At 75.0% G+C, this 24,176-nt stretch carries 13 protein-coding genes; 10 read left to right on the top strand and 3 right to left on the bottom strand.

The genetic code is table 11. The features are described from left to right. Positions 1-159 precede the first annotated feature (159 nt). A complete protein-coding gene (locus IE251_RS02095; RefSeq protein WP_189751159.1) occupies positions 160-900 on the top strand; it encodes an ABC transporter ATP-binding protein in 741 nt (246 codons plus the stop codon). Next, positions 894-3,365, top strand: a complete 2,472-nt coding sequence (locus tag IE251_RS02090) for an ABC transporter permease (RefSeq protein ID WP_189751158.1) — start codon at positions 894-896, stop codon at positions 3,363-3,365. Before IE251_RS02095 ends, IE251_RS02090 begins: the two co-directional genes overlap by 7 nt. 110 nt (positions 3,366-3,475) lie before the next feature. On the opposite strand, the gene IE251_RS02085 is transcribed toward IE251_RS02090, so the two are convergent. From IE251_RS02085 to IE251_RS02075, 3 genes are read right to left on the bottom strand one after another with little or no spacing between them, the layout of a single operon-like run. Then, a complete protein-coding gene (locus IE251_RS02085; protein ID WP_189751157.1) occupies positions 3,476-4,213 on the bottom strand; it encodes a thioesterase II family protein in 738 nt (245 codons plus the stop codon). Further along, on the bottom strand, positions 4,210-5,160 hold the full coding sequence (locus IE251_RS02080) for a TauD/TfdA family dioxygenase (RefSeq protein WP_189751156.1): 951 nt from the start codon (positions 5,158-5,160) through the stop codon (positions 4,210-4,212). The genes IE251_RS02085 and IE251_RS02080 overlap by 4 nt, the downstream gene beginning before the upstream one ends. Beyond that, on the bottom strand, positions 5,157-6,467 hold the full coding sequence (locus tag IE251_RS02075) for a cation:proton antiporter (RefSeq protein WP_229896537.1): 1,311 nt from the start codon (positions 6,465-6,467) through the stop codon (positions 5,157-5,159). The genes IE251_RS02080 and IE251_RS02075 overlap by 4 nt, the downstream gene beginning before the upstream one ends. Before the next feature lie 122 nt (positions 6,468-6,589). Between IE251_RS02075 and IE251_RS02070 the strand changes: the two genes are divergently transcribed. The 8 genes from IE251_RS02070 to IE251_RS02035 all read left to right on the top strand — a co-directional run bounded on the left by IE251_RS02070 (position 6,590) and on the right by IE251_RS02035 (position 24,147). Further along, positions 6,590-12,454: a non-ribosomal peptide synthetase gene (locus tag IE251_RS02070; RefSeq protein ID WP_189751155.1), complete on the top strand. Its 5,865-nt coding sequence runs from the start codon at positions 6,590-6,592 to the stop codon at positions 12,452-12,454. Continuing rightward, complete coding sequence (locus IE251_RS02065) at positions 12,451-13,410, top strand: TauD/TfdA family dioxygenase (protein WP_189751154.1); 960 nt, start codon at positions 12,451-12,453, stop codon at positions 13,408-13,410. Before IE251_RS02070 ends, IE251_RS02065 begins: the two co-directional genes overlap by 4 nt. Then, positions 13,407-14,495 (top strand): asparaginase, encoded by a 1,089-nt coding sequence (locus IE251_RS02060; RefSeq protein WP_189751153.1) that lies wholly within the window; start codon positions 13,407-13,409, stop codon positions 14,493-14,495. The genes IE251_RS02065 and IE251_RS02060 overlap by 4 nt, the downstream gene beginning before the upstream one ends. A gap of 348 nt (positions 14,496-14,843) precedes the next feature. After that, positions 14,844-19,907 (top strand): non-ribosomal peptide synthetase, encoded by a 5,064-nt coding sequence (locus IE251_RS02055; RefSeq protein WP_229896536.1) that lies wholly within the window; start codon positions 14,844-14,846, stop codon positions 19,905-19,907. Beyond that, positions 19,867-21,009: an acyl-CoA dehydrogenase family protein gene (locus IE251_RS02050; RefSeq protein ID WP_189751152.1), complete on the top strand. Its 1,143-nt coding sequence runs from the start codon at positions 19,867-19,869 to the stop codon at positions 21,007-21,009. The genes IE251_RS02055 and IE251_RS02050 overlap by 41 nt, the downstream gene beginning before the upstream one ends. After that, the gene (locus tag IE251_RS02045; RefSeq protein WP_189751151.1) at positions 21,006-22,562 is read left to right on the top strand and encodes an AMP-binding protein; all 1,557 of its coding nucleotides are present in this window, start codon (positions 21,006-21,008) and stop codon (positions 22,560-22,562) included. The genes IE251_RS02050 and IE251_RS02045 overlap by 4 nt, the downstream gene beginning before the upstream one ends. Further along, positions 22,559-22,825 carry a hypothetical protein gene (locus IE251_RS02040; RefSeq protein ID WP_189751150.1) on the top strand — a complete coding sequence of 89 codons (267 nt, stop codon included), beginning with the start codon at positions 22,559-22,561 and terminating at the stop codon, positions 22,823-22,825. Before IE251_RS02045 ends, IE251_RS02040 begins: the two co-directional genes overlap by 4 nt. Then, the gene (locus IE251_RS02035; protein ID WP_189751149.1) at positions 22,822-24,147 is read left to right on the top strand and encodes an NAD(P)/FAD-dependent oxidoreductase; all 1,326 of its coding nucleotides are present in this window, start codon (positions 22,822-22,824) and stop codon (positions 24,145-24,147) included. Before IE251_RS02040 ends, IE251_RS02035 begins: the two co-directional genes overlap by 4 nt. Positions 24,148-24,176: the final 29 nt, after the last annotated feature.

The raw sequence follows: 24,176 nt of genomic DNA, 5'->3' as shown, positions 1-24,176 counted from the left end.
GACCCGTGCAGACACGGACCCTCCCGAGCTTCGGTAACCGGCCATAGCCGAGCCATATTCGCCAGATACACCGAGGCCGCGGCGGTGCGGTCGGCGGGATCCGGCCGACCGGTGCGCACGTATGGGACGGATATAGATCGCGCCCCTACCGTTCCGGACATGGATACGGGAACGGCGATGGTGCGGCTTGAGTCCGTGAGCAGAGGATTCGGCAAGCGGGACAACCGGGTCATCGCCCTCGACGAGGTGACGCTGGACTTTCCCGAAGGGGTCTTCACCGCGGTGATGGGACCGTCGGGCTCCGGCAAGTCGACCATGTTGCAGTGCGCGGCCGGCATCGACCGGGTGGACTCCGGGGAGGTCACGCTGGCCGGCACCCGGCTGCGCGGGCTGAGCGAGGCCGCGCTGACCAGGCTGAGACGACAGCATGTGGGCTTCGTCTTCCAGACGTTCAACCTCATTCCGTCGCTGACCGCGCGGCAGAACGTGGCGCTGCCGCTGATGCTCGGGGGGAAGAAGCCCGCCCGCAAGGCCGTGGACGCCGCGCTGGACCGGCTGGGGCTGGGCGAGCGCAAGCAGCACCGCCCCGGCGAACTGTCCGGCGGCCAGCAGCAGCGGGTCGCGCTCGCGCGGGCGCTGCTGACCGGGCCGAAGGTGCTGTTCGCCGACGAGCCGACCGGGGCGCTGGACTCCAAGTCGTCCCGGCAGGTGATGCAGTTGCTGCGCGAACTGGTCGACACCACCGGGCAGACCATCATCATGGTCACCCATGACCCGGTCGCCGCCTCCTACGCCGACCAGATCGTCTTCCTGGCCGACGGCCGCCCGGCGGGCGTGCTGGAATCCCCCACCCCCGAACTGGCCGCGGCGCGGATCACGAAACTGGAGCAGTCATGGTGAGGCTTGCGCTCGCGACCGTGCGAGCCCGTGCCGTCTCGTTCGCGGGCGCGTTCCTCGCGCTGGCGCTGGGGGTCGGCATCATCGCGATGATGACCCTCGCCCTGTGGGCCGTGGGGACCACCGATCTGTCGGGGCCGCAGCGGTATGCCGCGGCCCCCGCCGTCGTGACGCAGCCCGTCACCTACAAGCTGACCGACGACGACGGCGATCCCCGGGAGTTCCCGATCGCCCGCCCGGGCGACCTGCCCGCGCGGACCGTGAGCGCGCTGGCCGCCACCGGGCGGACGGTCGAGGACCGGTCGTTCTCCGCCCGGCTGCCCGGCGGTCCCGGTGATCAGGTCGGCCATCCGTGGTCGACGGCCGCCTTCACCCCGTACCGGCTCGCTTCGGGCCGGGCGCCGCGGGCCGCCGACGAGATCGTGGTCGGTGGCGGCGACGCCGCCCTGGTCGGCAAGCGGGTCGAGGTCGCCGTGGGCGGCACCTTCGCCGGCTACCGGGTCGTGGGGGTCACGGATCTGGTCTGGTTCGAGGACGCCGTGTTCTTCACCGACGCCGAGGCCAGGAGGCTCGCGCCCGGTGTCCGGGCCGTCGTGGCCTACGGCCCGCTCGACCGGGTGCGCTCGGCGGCCGGCCCGGCGAGCGTGCTGACCGGGGACGCCCGGCTGCTCGCCGAGGCCGACCAGGAGGGCGGCCGGGACCAGCTGAGGGACGCCGAGGGCATGGCGGGCACCTCGCTGATGATCGTGGCCTTCGTCGCGGTCTTCGTGGTGATCGCCACCTTCGCCTTCGTGGTCGACCAGCGCCGCCGCGAACTCGCCCTGTTCCGCACCATCGGGGCGACCCCCTGGCAGGTGCGGCGGATGGTGCTGCTGGAGGCGCTGCTGCTGGCCTCCGTCGCCTCCGCGCTGGGCTGTCTGGTGGGTGCCCGGTTCGCCGCGCTGCTGCGGGACTTCATGGTCGACAGGGACATCGCCCCGGCCTGGTACCAGATCGACGTCGTCTGGCCGCCCCTGCTGATCGCCTTCGCGGCCGGCCTGCTGTCCGCGATGCTCGGCACCGCCGCCGTGTCCTGGAAGGCGGGCCGGGTCAAACCCGCCGAGGCACTGCGCGAGGCCACCGGGAGCCGCCGGGCGCTGACCCCCGTCCGCCTGGTGCTCGGCGTCGCCCTGCTGGGACTCGGCCTGCAGAAGAGCGTCTCGGCGGTGGACAGCCCGCTCACCGCGATGAGCATGCAGAACTACTTCCCGGTGCCCGTGCTGATCGTGGGCGGCTGCGCGCTGCTGACCCCGCTGCTGCTGCGCCCGGTGCTGTTCCTCGCCTCCTGGCCGCTGGGCAGACTGGGCGCCGGGGCCATGATCGTGCGGGAGGGCGCGCTGTTCGCGGGCCGCCGCACCGCCTCGGTCGCGGCGCCGGTCGTGCTGGCGCTCGGCCTCGGCGGCGCGCTGCTCACCGCACCGGTCGCCGCCGGTGACGCCGGTGCCGCGGGGCTGCGGGCCCAGGCGAGGGCGGACTTCACCATGGTCGCCGACGACGGCGCGACCATCGGCGCCGCCACCCGGGACAAGGTGCTCGCCCTGCCCGGTGTCCGGGCCGCCGCGCTGACCCCCGGCGAGCTGCGCCTGTCCGGGGCGAAGGACCGCTACATCGGCACCCTGTCCAGCTGGGCGGTGGATCCGAAGGCACTGGCCGCCACCCAGGCCCTGAAGATCACCGAGGGTTCGCTGGACCGGTTCGGCGACCGGCAGCTCGTCCTGGACGAGGACACCGCGGCCGAGTTCGGCATCAAGGCCGGGGACGAGGTGAAGGCCGGACTGCCCGACGGTACGGCGGTGAACCTGACGGTCGCGGCGCTGACGGGCCCCTCGGTGCTGGGCGAGACCGGCTATGTCTCCGCCGCCCACGCGGCCGGTGGCGAGCCGACCCGGATCGACGTCGAGGTCGGCCCGGGCGGCGACCGGGCCGCGGTCGCCGCGGCGCTGCGCGAGGCGGCGCGCGACCAGCCGGTCAAGGTCGCGCCGATGGCCGAGTTCCTGGACGAGGTGCGCGACGACCAGCAGGAGCAGGCCCGGCTCGCGACCCTGATCGTGTTCGCGCTCGCGCTGGGCTACGCGCTGCTCGCGATCGCCAACACCCTCGTGATGGCGGCGCCCGGCCGGCGCCGGGAGCTGGCGGCCCTCAACCTGACCGGCGCCACCCGCGGCGACACGCTGAAGTACGTGGCGGCGGAGACCGCGGTCGCGGCGGCGGCCGGGGGGATCCTCGGCGCGGTCGCGGCCGGGCTGGTGGTGGCCGGCCAGCGGGCCGCGCTGACCAAGCTGGCCGGCGGGTTCGCGTTCAGCGTGCCGTGGGGGGCCGTCATCGCCGTGGGCGCCGCCTGCGCGGCCGTCGCGGTGACGGTCGCGGTCGTCGCCACCCGCTTCTTCCTGCGGGGCCGGCTGCTCGACCTGGCCGGCAAGGGAGAGTAGGGCCGCGCGTCGAAGGGGGCGCGCCGAAGGGGCGGGATCCTTGGGGATCCCGCCCCTTCCGCCTGCCGCCGGGCCCTGAACCAGCCGTCCGGGGAGCGGAGTTCGCGTCCTCAGACCCGGATCTCGCGGACGAGTCCCGCCACGGTCCCGCACAGGTCGGCGGCCGGATCGTCGATGAAGTAGTGGTCGCCCGCCACCTCGACGGCCTCGAAGCCGCCGATGGTGTGCGCCGCCCAGCGGCCCATCTCCGCCACCCCGCACCCGTGGTCGGCGGCGCCGGCGATGGCGGTGACCGGGCAGGTCACCTTGGCGCCGGGGCGGGGCGCGTAGGTCTCCGACATCGTCAGGTCCGCGGCCAGCGAGGGAGCCGCCAGCTGCCACAGCTCGGGGTCGGCCGCGGCCTGCCGGGCCGCCCCGCCCGAGCGCTCGGCCCAGGCCCGCAGCACGGCGTCCGCCCGGAAGTCCCGCCCGCTCGGCCGGTGGTCGGCGGGCGCCCTGCGGGCGGAGACGAACAGCCGGACGACCGGGGACGGGAACCTGGGGAGCATCCGGCGGGCCACCTCGAAGCCGACCGTGGCGCCCAGGCTGTGCCCGAACAGCGCGACGGGCGGGCCGTCCAGGGCGGTCAGCTCGGCCGCGATCCGGTCGGCCAGCACCTCCAAGTCCTCGACCGGGGCCTCGGCACGCCGGTCCTGGCGGCCCGGGTACTGCACGGCCACGACCTCGATCGCGGGCGGGAGCTTCTGTGCCAGCGCACGGTAGAGGCCCGCGCCGCCGCCTGCGTAGGGAAGGCAGACCAGGCGGACACGGGCCTCGGGCCGGGCGTGGAACGTACGGAACCAGCTCACCGTACGGCCACCGGGACGACGGGCTCGGCCATGGCCACGGCTATCCGGCGCGGGCCGGTGAAGGGCTCCCGGCCGTGCGCCGCCAGCATGTTGTCGACCAGGAGCACGTCCCCGCGCCGCCAGTCGAACCTGCGGGAGGCCGTGCGGTAGCGGTCGCGCAGATGGGCGATGACGTCGTCGGGGATGGTGCCGCCGTCGCCGTAGTAGCTGTTGGCCGGCAGGCCGTCGTCCCCGAACAGCTCCAGCAGGCCCTCCCGGACGTCCGGCGGGAGGGTGCTGTCGTGGAAGAAGGTGATGTGGTTGAACCAGACGGACTCCCCCGTGACCGGGTGCCGGTGGACGGCCCCGCGGACGCCCTCGGTGCGCAGCACGTCGCCGTCCGCCCAGGAGCAGCGCAGGTCGCGGGCCGCGCACAGGCGGGCGATCCCGGCGCGGTCCCCGGTGCCGAAGGAGGTCCGCCAGTCGACGCCGAAGCGCGGCCGGTAGGTGCGTACGACCATCCAGCCGCGCTCCTCGAACTCCGCCCGGACCGCCGGATCGACCGAGCGGTATATCTCCCGGGTGTCGGCGAGCGGGGTCGCCCCCCGGGTGAGGGGCGGCTCGACGCAGGTGAAGAACAGCACGCCCGGCCAAGAGGCCTGGTAGGAGTTCTCGTTGTGCAGGAAGATCTCCTCCTCGGGCGGATAGTCCGTGGAGGTGTAGATGTTGCCGTGCAGGGCGGTCCGCGGGGACGACTGCTCGGCGTACTCCAGCGGTGGGCCGGAGAAGGCGCGGACCACGTCGTCGACGCCGCGCAGCTGGTCGGGGCCGGTGGAGAAGCCCCGCAGCAGCACGGCGCCGTGGCGGGTCAGCCGGGCCCGCAGCTCGTCGCGGTGGAGCGCGGTGAACTCCGGCAGCGGCGGGGCGCCGGGTCCGCCCTCCACGAGATGGGGCAGCAGGTCGCTCATGGGATCTCCGATTTCTTCTCCGGGACGAACGGCCAGGTGAGCCGCATCTGCTCCTCGTCGGAGTGCTCGACGCGGTCCATCGCCCTGCGCAGCAGGGGCGGGGCCATGAGGGAGGTGACGATCGCGACGAGCACGATCGTGGTGTAGGCGGTGGCGTTGAGGACGCCGAGCCGTAGCCCGGTCATCGCGACGATGACCTCGATGACACCGCGGGCGTTCATGCCGGCGCCGCAGGCCAGTGCCTCCGCGGTGCCGAGGCCGCTGGCGGCGGCGCCCGCCCAGGCGCCGAGGAACTTTCCGGCGACGGCCAGCAGCAGGATGCCGGCGGCCACCGCGGCGACCTCGGGATCGGCCAGCGCGGTCAGGTCCATGCGCAGGCCGGCCAGGGCGAAGAACAGCGGCGCCAGGACGGTCAGGGTGACCGTGCGCAGCGGGGCCAGGGCCTCCGGGCGGGGGTTGACCGACGCGATCACGACCCCGCAGACGAACGCGCCGAACACGGCCTCGATGCCGAGGGCCTGGGTGGCCGCGCCGCCCAGCAGGACGATGACCACCACCGGTGCGATCGCCGGACCGCGCCGCAGCACGACGCGGGCGGCCGGCCGGAGCACGAACGCGGCGACCAGCAGCACGGCGGCGATCTCGGCCACCGAGCCCACCACCGTCCTGGCGCCGAGCCCGGTCGTGGCCATCGCGGACACCACCGAGAGCATCAGCCAGCCGAAGACGTCGTCGATGACGGCCGCGGTCAGGGTCAGCTGGCCCACGTCGCGGTGCAGCAGGTTCATGTCCAGCAGCGTCTTGGCGATGACGGGGATCGCGCTCACGCACATCGCCACGCCGAGGAACAGCGCGACGACCGTACGGTCCGCGCCGCCCGACAGCAGCGACAGCGGCAGGACGAAGCCCGCCGCCACGCCGAGGGCGAGCGGCACGAGCAGCCCGCCGAGGCTGATCCTCGCCGCGGTCGCCCCGCGGGTGCGCACCAGCCGCAGGTCCAGCTCGGCGCCGGAGAGACCGACCAGCAGCAGGACACCGAACTGGCCGGTGGCGTCGAGCAGATGCATCTGCTCGGTGCCGGGCCCGTGCCAGGCGCCGAGGGCGCCGAGCACCGACGGGCCGAGCAGCACCCCGGCGCACAGCTCACCGGCGACCGCGGGCAGGTTCACCCGCCGGGCCAGCCTGCCGAGCACCAGCGCGGTGCCCAGCAGCAGGCCCGCCTGGAGCAGAAACGTCAGCAGCCGGTCCGCCGGAAGCGGCACCACCGGATTCGCTGCTGTCACCATGGGGGCGAGTGCTGTCACCATGGGGCCGAGCGTCGAATCGGATCCGATAAGGCGCCCATATTGCCGCTATACCCGTCCGGTGCCCTGACCTGGGGTCGTTTTGCTATAGGCCGCTGATAGCCGGGCCGCGCACGCTCTCCGGCATGGAATACCAACGGCGGCTTCCGCTCTCCATGGCGCAGCAGGGCGTCTGGTTCGCCCATCAGCTGGACCCTTCGGGCCGGCGCTACAACTGCGGTGAGTGCATCGACATCCGCGGTGACCTGGACCCCGAGGTGCTCCGGCGGGCCTGGGCGCGGTTGTGTTCCGAGGCCGAGGTGCTGCGGGTGACCTCGGTCGGCGAGGACGGCGAGGGGCTGCGGCAATACGTGTCCGCGGCCCCGCCGAAAATGCCTCCCCTGGTCGATCTGCGCGACAGCGCCGACCCGGAGGAGGCCGCCCGGAAATGGATGGACGCCGATCTGGCGACGTCCGTGGATCTGGAGAAAGGGCCGTTGTCGCACGCGGCCGTTTTCCGGATCGGTCCGGCACGGCTGCTGTTCTACTACAGAATTCATCACATTCTCGTGGACGCCTACGGCGTGCATCTGCTGCGCCGCCGGCTCGGCGAGCTGTGCGGCGCGCGGCCCGGCCCGGCCGGCTTCGAGCCGTTGCACACGCTCGCCCGGGATGAGGCGGGCTACCGCGCCTCGCCCGGGTTCGAGGACGACCGCGCCTACTGGACCGCCCGCTTCGCCGACCGCCCGGAGCCCGTGCTGCTGCCGGGCGCCGCCCCCACCGGCGACCGGCCGCCGCGTCTGCGCCGGGAGGACCCGCTGCCCGAGGCCGGACGCGCCGTGCTGGACCGGGCCGCGCAGGAGGCCGGCACCACCTGGCAGACCCTCCTCGTCGCCGCGACCGCCGCCTACGTGCGGCGGCTGACCGGGCGCAGCGACGTGATCCTCGGCCTGCCGGTCTCCGGCCGGCGCGGTCCCGGCGCGCGCCGGGTGCCCGGGATGGCCACGGGCACGGTCGCACTGCGCTTCGACGTCCCGCTGGAGGCGAGCCTCGCCGACCTGGTGCCCGTGGTGGCGGCGGAGATCGGCACCGCGCTGCGGCACGAGCGCTACCGGCACGAGGACCTGTGCCGCGAACTGGGCGTCACCGGGCGGGAGGGCGGCCTGCTCGGAACGCTGGTCAACTTCATGCCGTACGAGCGGGACCTGGACTTCGGCGGCGCCACCGGCCGGGTGACGAACCTGGCCTCCGGCCCGGCCCCCGACCTGACCGTGGCGGTCAGCGGCCGTTCGGACGGCTCGCCGGGCGCGCTGCTCTTCGACGCCGACCCCGGCCTGCACGACGCCGCCGGGCTGGCCGCGCACGCGGCGCGGCTGACCGCGTTCGTCCTGCGGGCGGCGGACTCGGTGCGCACGCCCATCGGCGAGCTGGACCTGCTGACCCCGGACGAGCGGACGGCCCTGCTGCCGGTCCGGGCGCCCTCCCCGGCGTACGGGGGCGATGTGCCCGGGCTCGTGGCCGGCCGTCCGGCCGGGGCGCCCGCCCTGGAGTACGGGGACACCACGCTGACCTACGGCGAACTCAACGCGCGCGCCGACGCGCTGGCCGCCCGGCTGCGCGAGCGGGGGGCGCGGGAGGGCACGACGGTCGCGCTGCTGATGCCGCGCACGGCCGGACTGGTCGTGGCGATGCTCGCCTGTCTGCGGGCCGGTGCCGCCTATGTGCCGGTCGACCCCGGATACCCGCGGGAGCGGATCGACCACCTGCTGGCGGACGCCGCCCCGGTGTGTGTCCTCACCGAGGAGGGCCCCACCGGGTCACCGGGGGGCGGGTTCGGCCGTCCCGACCCGGACTCGGCCGCGTACCTCGTCTACACCTCGGGCTCGACCGGCCTGCCCAAGGGCGTGGTCGTCCCGCACGGCGCGCTCGCCAACCTCGCCCTCGACCACGCCGGACGGTTCGGGCTCGGGCCGGGCAGCCGGGTGCTGCAGTACCTCTCGCCCGGTTTCGACGCCGCCGTCGGCGACATCTGGCCCGCCCTGATCTCCGGTGCCACGCTGGTGCTCGCGCCGGACACCTCGGCCCTGGCGCCGGACGACCTCGCGGAGCTGCTGCGGGACGCCCGTATCACTCATCTGGCGCTGCCCACCGCCGTCCTGGCCGGCCTGCCCGCCCGGGAACTGCCCGACCTGGACGTGCTGATCGTCGGCGGGGAGGCCGTGGACGAGGCGCTCGTGGCCCGCTGGGCGCCGGGGCGCCGCATGTTCAACATGTACGGGCCGACCGAGGCGACCGTGGCGGCGACCGGCAGCGGCCCGCTGGGCGGCGAGGGCCGGCCGCCGATCGGCCGCCCCATCGCCGGGGCGCGGGTCTACGTGCTGGACGAGCGGCTGGAGCCGGTCCCCGCCGGCTGCCCCGGCGAGCTGTACATCGCGGGCGCCGGAGTGGCGCGCGGCTACCACGGCCGCCCGGAGCTGACCGCGGACCGTTTCCTGCCCTGCCCGTACGGCCCGGACGGCGACCGCATGTACCGGACCGGGGACCGCGTCCAGTGGCGGCCGGACGGCCAGCTGGAGTATCTCGGCCGCGGGGACGGGCAGTTCAAGCTGCGCGGGCTGCGGATCGAGGCGGGCGAGGTCGAGGCCGCGCTGAGCCGGCACCCCGGCGTCCGCGCGGCGGCCGTGGCCGTCCGGGAGGACCGTCCCGGTGCCCGGCGCCTGGTCGGCTATCTGGTCCCGGCCGGGCCGCTCGACCCCGCCGAGGTCCGGGAGACGGCCCGGCGGATCCTGCCCGAGGCCATGGTGCCCTCCGCGCTCGTCGTGCTCGACGCCCTTCCGCTGACCCCGCACGGCAAGCTCGACCGCCGCGCGCTGCCCGCCCCGCCCGAGGGGCGCGCGGACGACACGGACCTGCCCGGCTCCCCGGCCGAGGAGACGCTCCGCGCGCTCTTCGCCGAGGTCCTGGGGCTGGACCGGGTGGGCGCCCATGCCTCCTTCTTCGACCGGGGCGGCGACAGCATCATGGCGCTGCAACTGGTCAGCCGCGCCCGCAAGGCCGGGCTGGAACTCACCTCGCGCGAGGTGTTCCTGCACCCGACGGCCGCCGAACTGGCGGGCGCCGCCCGCCCGTTGGCCGACGAGGGGGCCGTCGAGCCCGAGGGCGCGGGCATCGGCGAGGTGCCGCTCACCCCGATCGTGGCCTGGCTCGCCGGACAGCAGGCCCCCAGCACGCGCTTCAGCCAGTCGGTGACGGTCCGGACACCGGCGGGCACCACGTCCGACGCCCTGTCCGACGGCCTGCGCACCCTCATCGACCACCACGACGCGCTGCGCCTGCGGCTGCGCGAGGGAGGACGCCTGGAGGTCAGACCGCCGGGCACGGTCGCCCCCGAGCTGACCGTCGTAACGGAACCGACCGGCATACCCACACCGGCCGTAATACCGGGACCGGCCGGCGCCGCCGAAGCAGCCGTCATACCGGGGCCGGCCGTCGTACCGACACCGGCCGGCATCCCCGAACCGACCAGCCCCGCCGAACCACCCGTCGTACCCGAACCCCCCGTCGTACCCGAGCCCGGCCGGGAAGACAGCCCGCGTGCGGGTGCGCGGGACCGGCTCGACCCGGCGCGGGGGGTCGTGCACCAGGCCGTCTGGTGCCCCGGCGGGCCCGGCGCGCCCGGTCTGCTCCAGCTGACCCTGCATCACCTGGCCGTGGACGGCGTGTCCTGGCGGGTGCTGCTCCAGGACCTCGCCTCGGCGATGACCGGCGCCCCGCTGCCCGCGGTGGGCACCTCGCTGCGCACCTGGGCCCACCGGCTCACCGCGGCGGCCCCCGAGCGGGCCGGCGAGCTCCCGATGTGGGAGCGGATCGCGTGCACCGCCGACCCGGGGGCCGGGGCCGGCGCCCTGGACCCGGCCGCCGACCTGTTCGCCACCGCCCGCAGCGTGACGGTGACCCTCTCCCCCGAGACGACCGGGGCGCTGCTCACCGAGGTGCCCGCCGCGTTCCGCGCCGGAGTCACCGACGTGCTGCTGACCGGGCTGGCACTGGCCTACCGCCGCTGGCGCGGCGCGGACGGCGCGGTGCTGTGCGAGCTGGAGGGGCACGGCAGGGAGGACGTCTTCCCCGGCGTCCGTCTGGACCGCACCGTCGGCTGGTTCACCAGCATGTACCCGGCCCGTCTGGACCCGGGCGAAGTCGCATGGCCGGAGGTGGCGGCGGCGGGCCCGGCCCTGGGCGACGCGCTCAAGCGGGTCAAGGAGCAGCTGCGCGCGCTGCCCGACCACGGCCTCGGCTACGGCATGCTGCGCCATCTCCACGAGCCGTCCCGGGCCCGGCTGTCGGCGCTGCCCGCGCCCCGGCTCGGCTTCAACTACCTGGGCCGCTTCTCCTCGGGGCAGGGCGCCGACTGGGGGCTGACCGACGGGGGTTTCCACGCCGACGCCGACCCGCGGATGCCGTTCGCGCACGAGCTGGAGATCCTCGCGGCCACCTTCGACGGCCCGTCCGGCCCGGAGCTGACCCTCACCGTCCACTGGCCGCGGCGGCTCTTCCCGGACGAGCGGATCACCGAGCTGACCGCCCTGTTGCGCACGGCCCTGGAGGGCCTGGCCCGGCACGGCCGGGGTGCCGGGGCGGGCGGGCTCACCCCGTCCGACGTGCCGCTGGTCGAGCTGTCCCAGGACGAGATCGACGAGCTGGCCGGGCAGTACGGGCCGCTCGCCGACCTGCTGCCGCTCTCCCCGCTGCAAGAAGGTTTCCTCGTCCACAGCATGCGGACGGAGCACACGCTCGACGTCTACGCGGCCCAGCTCGGCGTCGACCTCGACGGAGCCCTCGACGCCGCGCGGATGAGGGCCGCCGCCGAGGCCGTCCTGGACCGGCACGCCAACCTGCGCGCCGCCTTCCACTACGGCGACCTGGACGAGCCGGTCCAGGTCCTGCCGGCCCGGGTCGCGCTGCCCTGGCGGGAGACGGACCTGACCGGCGGCCCCGACCCGGAGGCCCAGGCCGCGCGGCTGGCCGCCGCGGACCGCCGCGCCCGGTTCGACCCGGCGAAGCCGCCGCTGCTGCGGTTCCTCCTGCTCCGGCTCGGCACCCGGCGGTACCGGCTGGTGCTGACCGTCCACCACATCCTGTGGGACGGCTGGTCCACCTCGGTGCTCGTGCGGGAGCTGTTCGCCCTGTACGCGGGGAGCCGGCTCGCGCCCGTCACGCCGTACGGGCGGTACGCGGCCTGGCTCGCCGGCCGGGACCGGGACGCGGCGAAGGATGCCTGGCGCGAGGCGCTGGCCGGCCTGCCCGGTCCGACCCTGGTCGGCGCCACGGGCCGTACCGAGGTGCCGCACGAGCTGGTCGTGCGCGAGCTGGACGAGGCCACCACCCGGGCGCTGACGGCGCGTACCGCGGCGCACGGGCTGACGCTGAACACCGTCGTCCAGGGCGCCTGGGCCGTGGTGCTGGGCGGGCTGACCGGCGGCCACGACGTGGTCTTCGGGTCCTCGGTGTCCGGCCGGCCGCCCGAACTGCCCGGTGTCGAGGGCATGGTCGGGCTGTTCACCAACACCGTCCCGGTGCGGGTGCGGCTGGCACCGGACGAGCCGTTCCTCGGCGCGCTGCACCGCCTCCAACGGGAGCAGGCCGCGCTGCAACCGCACGACCACCTGGGCCTGGCCGAGATCCAGCGGGCGGCCGGCCTGCGCACCCTGTTCGACACCACGACGCTGTTCGTGAACTACCCGATGGACCCCTCCGCGTGGGCGGCGGCCCTCGCCGGGCGGCTGCGGATGCGCGCGTTCGCGGCCGCGGACGACACCCACTTCCCGCTGCGGCTGGCGGTCGTCCCGGGCGAGCGGCTGTCGCTGCGGCTCGGGCACCGTCCCGACGCCTTCACCCCCGATGAGGCGCGGGGGCTGGCCGCGCGCTGCGCCCGGGTGCTCGAAGCGGTCGCGCTCGGCCGGGACCTGCTGGTCCGCGATCTGTCCGAACCCGTTCAGGAAGGAACGTCATGACCGAGGACCACGTATTCACCCTCACCGAGGCGGAGAGGGAGCGGACCGGGGCCGTCGCCGGGGCGCTCGCCGAGGTGGAACCGCGCCTGGTCGACGACCGGAGCTGGCTGGACGCCTGCCGGGAGATGTCCGAGGAGCTCCCGGAGCGGCTGCGCCGCAGACTGCGGGCGTTCCGGCACGACCCGCGGGCGGACGGCATGCTGCTGGTCCGCAACCTGCCGTCGGCGCCGGCACTCGCCCCCACCCCGACCGTCCAGGAGTCGGTCGAGCGGGCGGCCACCCCGGCCGCCGGGACCATCGCCCTGGTCTCCTCGCAGCTCGGCGAGGTCATCGCCTACCGGGACGAGAAGAGCGGCGCCCTGGTGCAGAACGTCGTCCCCGTGGCCGGGCGCGAGGCACAGCAGAGCAACGCCGGTTCGGTCCCGCTGGAACTGCACGTGGAGAACGCCTTCCACCCGTACCGGCCGGACATGGTCGCGCTGCTGTGCCTGCGCCCCGACCACGACGGCGGCGCCGGTCTGCGGGTCGCCTCGATCCGCCGGGCGGTCGCGCTGCTGCCGCACGACGTGCGCAAGGTGCTCGGCGAGGAACGGTTCCGCACCGAGGTCCCGCCGTCCTTCGGCGGCCCCGGCGGCCAGGCCCCGCCGCACCCGGTCCTGTACGGCGACTTCGACGACCCCGACGTCCGGGTGGACTTCCACGCCACCCACCCCGAGGACGGGCAGGCCGCCGAGGCGATGACGGTCCTGCGGGCCGCCCTGGACACCGTCACCCGCGCCGTCTACCTGCGCCCGGGTGACCTCGCGATCGTCGACAACCGGGTCACCCTGCACGGCAGGACCCACTTCACCCCGCGCTACGACGGCGAGGACCGCTGGCTGCACCGGACCTTCATCCACCTCGACCACCGCAGGTCCCGCGCCCTGCGCGCCGACAACGGGCAGGTGCTGTCGTGAGACGGCTCGTCCTGGCCGTCACGGCCCTGCTGGTGGGGCTGGTCTCCTCGGTGCCGGCCGTCGCCGCGAAGGAGGCCGGGCCGCGGCGGGCCGCCGGGCCCGAGGTGGTCGTGATCGGCACCGGCGGCACCATCACCGGCGTCGCCGAGGACCGGGCCGGCTTCGAGGACTACGACGGCAGCGCGCTGCCCATCGCGGACATCGTCTCCGGTCTGCGCCCGGAGCTGGACGGGGTGGCGCGGGTCACCACCCGGGAAGGGCCGGAGCGGACCGCGATGACCGACTACTACGACCTGGCCCGGCAGGTCGACCGCGCGCTGCGCACGGCGGACGCGGTCGTGGTCACGGCGGGCACCAAGTCGCTGGAGGAACTGGCGTACTTCCTCGACCTGACCGTGCGCAGCCCCAAGCCGGTGGTCGTGACCGGGTCCGTGCGGCCGTCCAACGTGTTCGGCGCGGACGGCCCCGCCAACCTCTACGACGCCGTGGTGCTGGCCGCGAGCGGGCGCACCCGGTGCTTCGGCACGGTCGTCGCGTTCGGCAACGACATCCTCGCCGCCCGCGAGGCCACCAAGACCACCACGCTCAGGCCCGGCGCCTTCCAGGCCGGACAGGCGGGGGTGCTCGGCACCGTCGACGGCGACCGGATCCGGCTGCTGCGGGCGCCCGCCCGGGTCCAGCGGTGCGGCGGGAGCGGCTGGCGCACACCGTTCGACCTGGACCGGATCCGGCGGGAGGAGCTGCCCCGCACCGAGATCGTCGCCTCCTACCCGGACGCCGGCGGCGAGGCGATCACCGCGTTCGCCGACGCGGGCGTCAAGGGCGTCGTCGTCGCGGGCGACCCCTCGCCCGGCGAGGCGGGCGCGCTGCGCGGGGCGCTCGGCAAGGGCGTGACGGTCGTGGCCGCGGCCCGCACCGGCGGCGGCGCCGTGTACGACGCCCACGCACCCGGTGTGCTGCCCGCCGAGGACCTGCTGCCGCAGAAGGCCCGGATCCTGCTGCTGCTCACGCTCGCCACCACCCGCGATCCCGCGGCGATCGCCGAACGGTTCGCCCGCTACGGCATCCCGCAGTTCACCCCCTGACCCGCCGCCGGCCCCGGCCCCGGGCACACCCGGCTTCCCGGCACGACCGTACTCCCAGCACACCCGCACTCCCGGAGCTACCGCACTACCGGCACGCGAGCTCCCGATACGCCCGAACTCCTGGCGCAACCGCACCCCGGCACACCCGCACTTCCAGCACACCCGCACTCCCGGAGCTACCGCACCACCAGCACGCGAGCTCCCGATACGCCCGAACTCCTGGCGCAACCGCACCCCGGCACACCCGCACTCCCGGCACGCCCCGCACTCCCGGCGACCCGAACTCCGGGCACGACCCGCACTCCCAGTACGACCCGAACTCCCGGCACACCCGAAGGAGACCCTGTCATGACCGCCCCGACGCCCGTCCCCGAGCTGGTGGCCCGGCAGATCGCGCTGACCCCGGACCGGCCGGCGGTGGCCGCGGCCGGCAGGCAGCTGACCTACGCCGAGCTGGACGCCCGGGCCGACGCCCTGGCCCACGCCCTCGTCGTCCACGGCGCGGCACCGGACCGCCCGGTCGGCGTCCTGCTGCCGCGCGGCCCCGACCTCGTCGTCACCCTGCTCGCCGTCTGGCGGGCGGGGGCCGCCTACCTGCCCCTGGACCCCGGCCACCCGTCCGTCCGGCTGTCCGGCCTCATCGAGCAGACCGGCCTCACCCTGGTCGTCACCGACCGCGCCGGGCACGCCCGGGTCACCGCGGCCGGCGCCACCGCGGTGCGCGCCGACGCACCCGCCCCGGCCGGGGGAATCCCCCCGGGCCAGGGGGGCGCGCGGGCCGCCGCAGAGCCCGGCGGAGCCGCGTACGTGATGCACACCTCCGGCTCGACCGGCCGCCCGAAAGGCGTGGTGATCGACCACGCGGGCCTCGCCAACCGCGTCCGCTGGGCGATCGGCGCGCTCGGCCTGGACGCCTCGGACCGGGTGCTGCAGAAGACGCCGGTGACCTTCGACGCGGCCGGCTGGGAGATCTTCGCGCCACTCGCCGTCGGCGGCACGGTCGTCCTCGCGCCGGAGGGTGCCGAGCGGGACCCCGCGGCCCTGCTGCGGGCCGTCGCCGACACCGGTGCGAGCGTGCTCCAGGTCGTGCCGTCCGTGCTGCGGGCGCTGGCCGAGGAGGACGGCTGGGACCGCTGCGGCGCGCTTCGGGTGCTGGCGTGCGCCGGCGAGCCGCTGCACGCGGAGGTGGTCCAGCGGGTTCTCGCGCTGGCCCCTTCCGGAGTCACGGTGTGGAACACCTACGGGCCGACCGAGTGCTCCGTCGACATCACCGCCCACCGCTTCGACCCCGCGCAGCGCACCGGGCCCGTGCCGATCGGCCGGCCGATCACCGGGATGCGCGTGCTGGTGCTGGACGACAGCGGCGAACCGGCGGACACGGGCGAGCTGTTCGCGGGCGGGGTGGGGGTCGCCCGCGGGTACCTCGGGCGGGCCGACCTGACGGCCGAGCGGTTCGTGCCCGACCCGTACGGGCCCGCCGGGGCGCGGCTGTACCGCACCGGCGACCGGGTGCGGGTGCGCCCGGACGGAGCCCTGGAGTACCTCGGGCGCATCGACCGCCAGGTCAAGATCAGCGGTGTCCGGATCGAGCCGGGCGAGATCGAGGCCGCCCTGGAGACCCACCCCGCGGTCGGCGGCGCCGCCGTCGTCCCGGTCGAGGCACCGGGCGGCGGAACGGCCCTGGCCGCCTATGTCCGGGCGCCGAAGGTGCCGGACGGGCTGCGCGGCTTCCTCGCCGAGCGGCTGCCGGGCAGCCATGTGCCGTCGGTGCTGATCGCGGTCGACCGGTTCCCGGCCACGTCCAGCGGCAAGCTGGACCGCGCGGCGCTGCCCGTGCCGACCCTCGCGGCGCCGGCCCTCGCCGCGCCGGCCGTCCGGCGCGGGCCGGCGGCCGAGGAGACGGTGGCCCGGGTCTGGCGCGACCTGTTCAAGAGCGACGGCATCGACCCGGATGCCGACTTCTACCAACTCGGCGGAACGTCACTCCAGTTCACCCGGCTGGTCAACCGGCTGCGCAAGGCGACCGGCCGCGACCTGCCCCTCGCGGACCTGCTGACCGCGACCACGATCGCCGGCCAGGCCCGCCTGCTCGCCGGCCGGGACGAAGGCGACGGCCCGGACGCCGGGAACGCCCCGGTACCGCCGGCCGACCAGGCCGACCAGGCCGACCAGTCCCACGGGGACACCCCTCTCGACGACCCCGGCGCCACCCCCCTCGACCACCCCGACGGCCCCAGCGGCCCCGTGCCGCTGCCCCGTACCGGGCCGCTGCCCCTGTCCTTCGGTCAGCGCCGGCTGTGGGTGCTGGACCGGATGAAGCCGCGCAGTCGCGAGTGGGTGTCCGCGCTGTTCCTGCCGGTGCCGGACGGCACGGGCGCGGACCTGGTCACCGCCGCGCTGGACCGGCTGGTCGAGCGGCACGAGGCGCTGCGCACGGCGTTCGTCGTCCAGGACGGCGAGCCGATGCAGCTGATCCGGCCGCCCGCCCCGCTGGAGCTGACGACGGCCGAGGTCACGCCCGGGGAGCTGCCCGCCGTGCTCGACCGCGAGCTGGACCGCGGCTTCGACCTGGCGGGCGGCCCGCTCGCCCGCGCCCTGCTGGCCCGCGACCCCGCGCCCGGCGGCCGGCAGGTGCTGGTGCTCTCGGTGCACCACATCGTCTGCGACGGCTGGTCCTCCTCCGTACTGGAACGGGAGTTCGCCACGGTCCTCGCCGCGCTGCGCGCCGGCCGGGCGCCGCGACTGCCCGCGCTGCCGGTCCAGTACGCCGACTTCGCCGTCTGGCAGCGGGAGCGGATCACGCCGGAGACGGTGGAGCGGGAACTCGCCTACTGGCGCACGGCGCTGGACGGCGCGGCCCCGCTGGAGCCGAGACCCGACCACCCGCGGCCGCGGGTGCGCGACGGCCGGGGCGCGATGGTGCCGCTGGAGCTGTCGCCCGAGGTCACCGAGGCCCTCACCGAGCTGGGCCGAAGCCATGGGGCGACCCCGTTCATGACGCTGCTGACCGGGTTCGGCACGCTGCTCGCCCGCCGGACCGGACAGTGGGACGTGGTGCTCGGCACCCCGGTGGCCGGCCGCGACCGGCCGGAGACCGAGGGCGTGGTCGGCTTCTTCCTCAACAGCCTGGTGCTGCGCCTGGGCCTGTCCGGCCGGATGACCTTCGACGCGGGCGTCCGGCGGGTCAGGGACGCGTGCCGGGCGGCCTTCGCCCACCAGGAGCTGCCCTTCGAGCAGCTCGTGGCCGACCTCGCCCCCGAGCGGGACTCCTCGCGCACCCCGCTGTACCAGGTCGCCTTCGACCTCCACGACGAGGAGCTGACCGGGTCTGCCGCCGACGCGGCGGACCTCGCGGCCCTGGTGGAGGTCTCCCGGATCGCCAAGACCGACCTCACCCTGTATCTGCGCCGCCGCCCCGACGGGGGGATGTCCGGGGGCCTGGAGTACGCGACCGCCCTGTTCGAGCGGGACACCGTCGCGCGCTTGGCGGAGCAGTTCGTGCTGCTGCTCCAGCGGGCCTCGGCGAGCCCCGGCACCCGCCTGGACGCACTCGGTCTGCTGCCGGACGCCGAGCGCGGGGCGCTGCTGCGCTGGAGCGGCACCCCCGCCCCGGCGTACACCACCGACGCCCCCGGCCTCTTCGAGCGGCGGGCCGACGCCTCCCCCGACGCGGTCGCCCTGCGCACCGAGACCGGCGAGGTCACCTTCGCCGAACTGGACCGGCGGGCCAATCGCGTCGCCCACCGGCTGCGCGACCTCGGCGCGGGCGCGGACTCGGTGGTCGGTGTCCTGGTCGACCGCGGCGCCGACCTGATCGCCTCCCTGCTCGGCGTGTGGAAGGCGGGCGCGGCCTATCTGCCGATCGAGCCGGGCACCCCGGCCGAGCGGGTCCGGTACATGCTGGCGGACGCCGGGGCCCGGCTGCTGGTCTCCGGCACCACCGTCGAGGGCGCCCGGAGCGTGTCGCCGGGCGCGGAGGGCGCCGAGGAGTCCCGGCCCGCCCGCTCCGCCGACCCGGACCGGCTGGCGTACGTCATCTACACCTCCGGTTCGACGGGCAGGCCCAAGGGTGTCGAGATCACCCACGCCGCTCTGGCGGGCCATCTGCGGTGGGCGGTGGACGAGTTGGCGCTGTCCGCGCCGGGCGGCGCGGCGGTGTTCACCTCGGTCGCCTTCGACCTCGGCGTCCCCAACCTGTGGGCGGGGCTGCTGGCTGGCCGGCCGACCACGCTGCTGCCGCAGGACCTGGACCTGACCGAGCTGGGTGACCGGCTGGTCGCCGCCGCCCCGCTGGCCTTCCTCAAGCTCACGCCCGGCCACCTGGAGATCCTGTCCGGGCTGCCCGAGGAGCGGATCGCGGGCCTCGCGGCCCGGATCGTCGTCGCGGGCGAGGCGCTGCCGGCCGCCCTGGCCGAGCGCTGGGCGTCCCTCCTCGGCCCGGGCCGGCTGATCAACGAGTACGGCCCCACCGAGACCTGTGTGGGCGCCACCGTGCATCCGGTCACGGCGGGCTCGGGCCGGGACGGCGTGCCGATCGGACGGCCCCTGCCCGGCGTGCGCGCGTACGTGCTGGACTCCTGGCTGCGGCCGGTCCCGGTCGGCGCGGTCGGCGAACTGTGCGTCGGCGGCGCGGGCGTCGGGCGCGGCTACACCGGCCGGCCGGAGCAGACCGCGGAGCGGTTCGTCCCCGACCCGTTCGGGGCGCCGGGCGACCGGCTGTACCGGACCGGGGACCTGGCCCGGGTGCTGGACGGCGGCGAGGTGGAGTTCCTCGGCCGCGCCGACACCCAGGTCAAGATCCGCGGCTACCGCGTCGAACTCGCCGAGATCGCCGCGGTGGTCGCCGAGCACCCGCGGGTGCGGCAGGCCGTGGCCACCGCGCACGACGGGCTGATCCGGGTCGCCTACGTCCCGGACGGCACCGCGCCCTCCCCGCGGTCGCTCACGGCCCTGTGCGCCGCCCGGCTGCCCGCGTACATGCAGCCGGCCGTGTTCACCGCGCTGGCCGCGATGCCGCTGAACGCCAACGGCAAGGTCGACCTCGGCGCGCTGCCCGCGCCCGCGTCCGGCGAGCAAAAGCTGGTGGCGCCGCGCGGGATCGTCGAGGAACGGGTCGCGGAGATCTTCACCGGTCTGCTCGCGGCCCCGGTGGGCGCGCACACCGGCTTCTTCCGGGCCGGGGGCAACTCGATCCTCGCGATCCGGCTGGTCGCCGCGCTCCAGGACGCCTTCGACGTGGACCTGCCGATCCGGGCCGTCTTCGAGGGCCCGACCGTCGCCGAACTGGCGGCGCTGATCGAGGAATTGGTCCGTTCCGAGCTCGACGCGATGTCCGACGCCGAGCTCCACGCCTACGGAAAGGAGGACGTCGATGGACTTCGCCTTGACGACCGAGCAGCAGCGTCGTCGTGACCGGCTGCTGGCCGCGATCAGGGAGGAATTGCCGGGGCGCCGGCGCACGGATCCCGCGGACCACTTCGACCGGGAGGACTGGGCGAGGGCGGCGGCCCTCGGGCTGACCGGGCTCTGTCTGCCGGAGGAGTCGGGCGGCGGCGGGCTCGGCGCCCTGGACACCGCGCTGTGCCTGGAGGCGTTCGGGCAGGGCTGCCTGGACACCGGGCTGGCCTTCGGGGTCGCCGCCCATCTGCTGGCCTGCGCGGTGCCGGTACGGGACTTCGCCGGCCCGGAGCTGCGGGAGGAGCTGCTGAAGGGCCTGTCCACCGGCTCGCTGATCGCGTCCAACGCGATCACCGAGGACGCGGCGGGCTCCGACACGGCCCGGCTGGGGATGACCGCCCGCCGCGACGGCGACGTCTACGTGCTCGACGGGGTGAAGTCGTTCGCGAGCAACGCCCCGCTGGCCGACGTGATCGTCACCTACGCGGTCACCGAGCCCGCGGCCGGGTTCCTCGGCACCAGCGGGTTCGTGGTCCCGCGCGGTCTGCCGGGGCTGAGCGTCAGCCCGCCCCTGGAGAAGATGGGCCTGCACGGCTGCCCGGCCGGCCGGATCACCTTCGACGGGGTCCGGGTGCCCGCCCGCTTCCTGCTGGGCGTGGAGGGCCAGGGCCGGGCGATCTTCCAGCACTCGATGGGCTGGGAACGGGCCTGCCTGTTCGCGATCTACCTGGGCGTGATGACGTACCAGCTCCAGCGGTGCGTCGCCCATGTCCGCTCGCGCAAGCAGTTCCGCCGCAGGCTGGCCGACTTCCAGGCCGTGTCGCACAAGATCTCGGTGATGTCGGAGCGGCTGGAGGGTGCGCGGCTGCTGCTGTACCGCGCCTGCTGGCTCACCGACCAGGGCACCGCCGACGCCGGTGCCGTGTCGCTGGCCAAGGTCGCGGTCTCCGAGGCCGCCGTCGCCAACGCCCGGGACGCGGTGCAGGTCTTCGGCGGCATCGGCTACCTCGCCTCGACCGGCATCGAGCAGCAGCTGCGCGACGCCGTGCCCAGCACGCTCTTCTCCGGCACCACCGAGATCCACCGGAGCGTCATCGCGAGGGAGAGAGGACTGTGAACCTCCACGAGCTGGTCATACGTTCCGCCCGGCGGTATCCGCTGCGGCCGGCGGTGGCGGGAGAGGGGCGCGAGCTGACCTACCGCGCACTCGACCGCGCGGCCGACGCCTACGCCCGCCTCCTCGCCCGGGCCGGGGTCGGCCGCGGGGACCGGGTCGTGCTGTGGGGCGACAAGTCGCCCGAGGTCGTGGTGGCGATGCAGGCGGTGCTGCGCCTGGGCGCCGTCTACGTCCCCCAGGACGGGACGGCCCCGGCCGGCAGGGTCGCCACCGTGGCCCGCGACTGCGCCGCCCGGGTGGTGTGCGCGACGGGCACCCGCCTGACGCGGATCCGCCCGGCGCTCGACCTCCCCGTACCACTTGACGGCACCGCGCAGCCCGACGGCACCACGCGACCCGACGCCGTGCCCGGCCTCGTCACGGTGCTCGATCTGGCGGCGGCCCCGCCCGGTGACGACGAGGCGGTGCCCCCGGTCGACACGGAGGTGAAGCCGGACGACCCGGCGTTCATCCTGTACACCTCCGGCTCCACCGGGACGCCGAAGGGCGTGAGCATCAGCCACCGCAACGCCCGCGCCTTCGTCGACTGGGCCGTGGAACTGCTCGGCGCGGGGCCCGGGGACCGGTTCGCCAACCACGCGCCGCTCGTCTTCGACCTGTCGGTGCTGGACCTGTACGCCGCCTTCGCGGCCGGCGCCTCGGTCCGCCTGGTCCCGGCCACGCTGGCCTACGCGCCCGGCGAGCTGGTGGAGTTCCTGCACCGGGAGCGGATCACGGTCTGGTACTCGGTGCCGTCGGCGCTGATCCTGATGATCCGCGGCGGCGGCCTGCTCGACCGGCCCGCCCCCGCCGGGCTGCGGGCGGTGCTGTTCGCCGGGGAGCCGTTCCCCATCGCCCACGTCCGCCGCCTGGCCGCGTGGACGAAGGCCCGGCTGCTCAACCTGTACGGCCCGACCGAGACCAATGTGTGCACCTGGCACGAGGTCGTCCCGGCCGACCTGGAGCGCGACCGGCCGGTGCCGATCGGCAGGGCCGCGAGCGGCGACGAGGTGTGGGCCCGGACCGACGCCGGCGCCGTGGCCGGGCCGGGCGAACAGGGCGAACTCGTCGTCACCGGGCCGACGGTGATGCTCGGCTACTGGGGCGGGCCGCCCGGCTCCGGCGAGTACGCCACCGGCGACATCGTCACCGTGCTGCCCGACGGCTCCTTCGACTACGTGGGCCGCCGCGACCACGCGGTGAAGGTCCGCGGCCACCGCATCGAACTCGGCGAGATCGAGACCACCTGCGACGCCCACGACGAGGTGGAGACCGCGGCCGTCGTCGTGGCCGGCGAGGGCATGGACGCCCGGCTGGTCGCCTTCGTCGTCCCCGTGCCCGGCGCCCGGCCCGGCGCGCTGGCGCTGCGCCGGCACCTGGCCGAGCGGCTGCCCAGCTACATGATCACCGACCACGTCCATCTGCTCGACGACCTGCCGCGCACCCGCAACGGAAAGATCGACCGTCCGGCGCTGGTCCGACGGCACCTGACCCTTTCGAAAGGACGCTCATGAACACCGAAGCCGTGACCGCCCGCGTGCTGGACTTCATCCGCACCGAGTTCCTGTGGTCCGACGAGGACCGCGCGATCGACGCGGCCACCCCGCTGCTGGAGTGGGGCATCATCGACTCGCTCCGGATCGCGCTGCTGCAGGCCTTCATCCTCAACGAGTGGGACGTCTCCGTGCCCACCGCCCGGATCGACGCGAGGAACTTCAAGAACGCCGCCTCGATCGCCGCCATGATCTGCGAGCTGGAGCAGGAGACCGTCCGATGACCACCGACTTCGACATCGCCGTGATCGGCGGCGGGCCCGCCGGCTCCACCGCCGCCTCCTACCTGGCCCGCGCCGGGCTCTCCGTGATCGTCTTCGAGAGCGAGACCTTCCCCCGGCCGCACGTGGGCGAGTCCCTGGTCCCGGCCACCACACCGGTGCTGCTGGAGATCGGCGCCCTCGACAAGATCGACGAGGCGGGCTTCCCGCGCAAGTACGGCGCCTCCTGGACCTCCGCCGAGTCGCGTGACATCCCCCGGCTGGGCTTCAGCGGCCTCCAGCACGACTGGACCGCGGACATCCAGTTCGTGGAGCGCGACCAGCAGGGGGTGGACCGCGACTACACGTACCACGTGGACCGGTCCCGCTTCGACGCGATCCTGCTGCGGCACGCCGAGGAACAGGGCGCGACCGTCCTCAACGGGGCCCGGGTCCTCGGCGTCGACTTCGGCGACCCGGAGGTGACGGTCCGCACCCGGATCGCGGGCAAGCGCGTGGACTACACGGTCGGCATGGTCGTGGACGCCTCCGGCCGGCAGACGATGCTGGGCCGGCAGCTGAGGACGAAGGTGCCCGACCCGGTCTTCGACCAGTACGCGGTGCACGCCTGGTTCGAGGGGCTGGACCGGGAGGCGCTGTCCACCTCGGCGGCCCAGGCCGAGCACATCTACGTGCACTTCCTGCCTATCAAGGACTCCTGGGTCTGGCAGATCCCGATCACCGACACGATCACGAGCATCGGTGTGGTGACCCAGAAGAAGCGGTTCGCCGAGGGCAGCGGCGACCTGGACGAGTTCTTCTGGGACTTCGTCGGCAGCCGCCCCGAACTGCACGACGCGCTCAAGGGCTGCCGCCAGGTCCGCCCGCTGAAGGCGGAGGGCGACTACAGCTACTCGGTCAAGGAGATCACCGGCGACCGCTACGTCCTGATCGGCGACGCCGCCCGCTTCGTCGACCCGATCTTCTCCAGCGGCGTCAGCGTGGCCCTGAACAGCGCCCGTATCGCCTCCCGGGACATCATCGCGGCGCACACGGCCGGCGACTACGGCAAGGAACGGTTCACCGCCTACGAGACCAAGCTCCGCAGGGCGGTGCGCTACTGGTACGAGTTCATCTCCATCTACTACCGGCTCAACGTCCTGTTCACCGCGTTCGTCCAGGACCCCCGGTACCGGACGGACGTACTGAAGATGCTCCAGGGCGACGTGTACGACGACGAGGAGCCCAAGGCCCTGGTCGCCATGCGCGAGGCGGTGGCCGCGGTGGAGGCCAACCCCGACCACCTGTGGCACCCCTATCTGGGCACCCTCAAAGCCACCCGCTGACCGGCACCGCCCACCCCCTGGAAGGAACG

This window comes from Streptomyces eurythermus (genome assembly GCF_014649115.1).
GTDB lineage: Bacteria > Actinomycetota > Actinomycetes > Streptomycetales > Streptomycetaceae > Streptomyces > Streptomyces eurythermus.
This window is presented reverse-complemented; position numbering and strand designations above follow the sequence as displayed.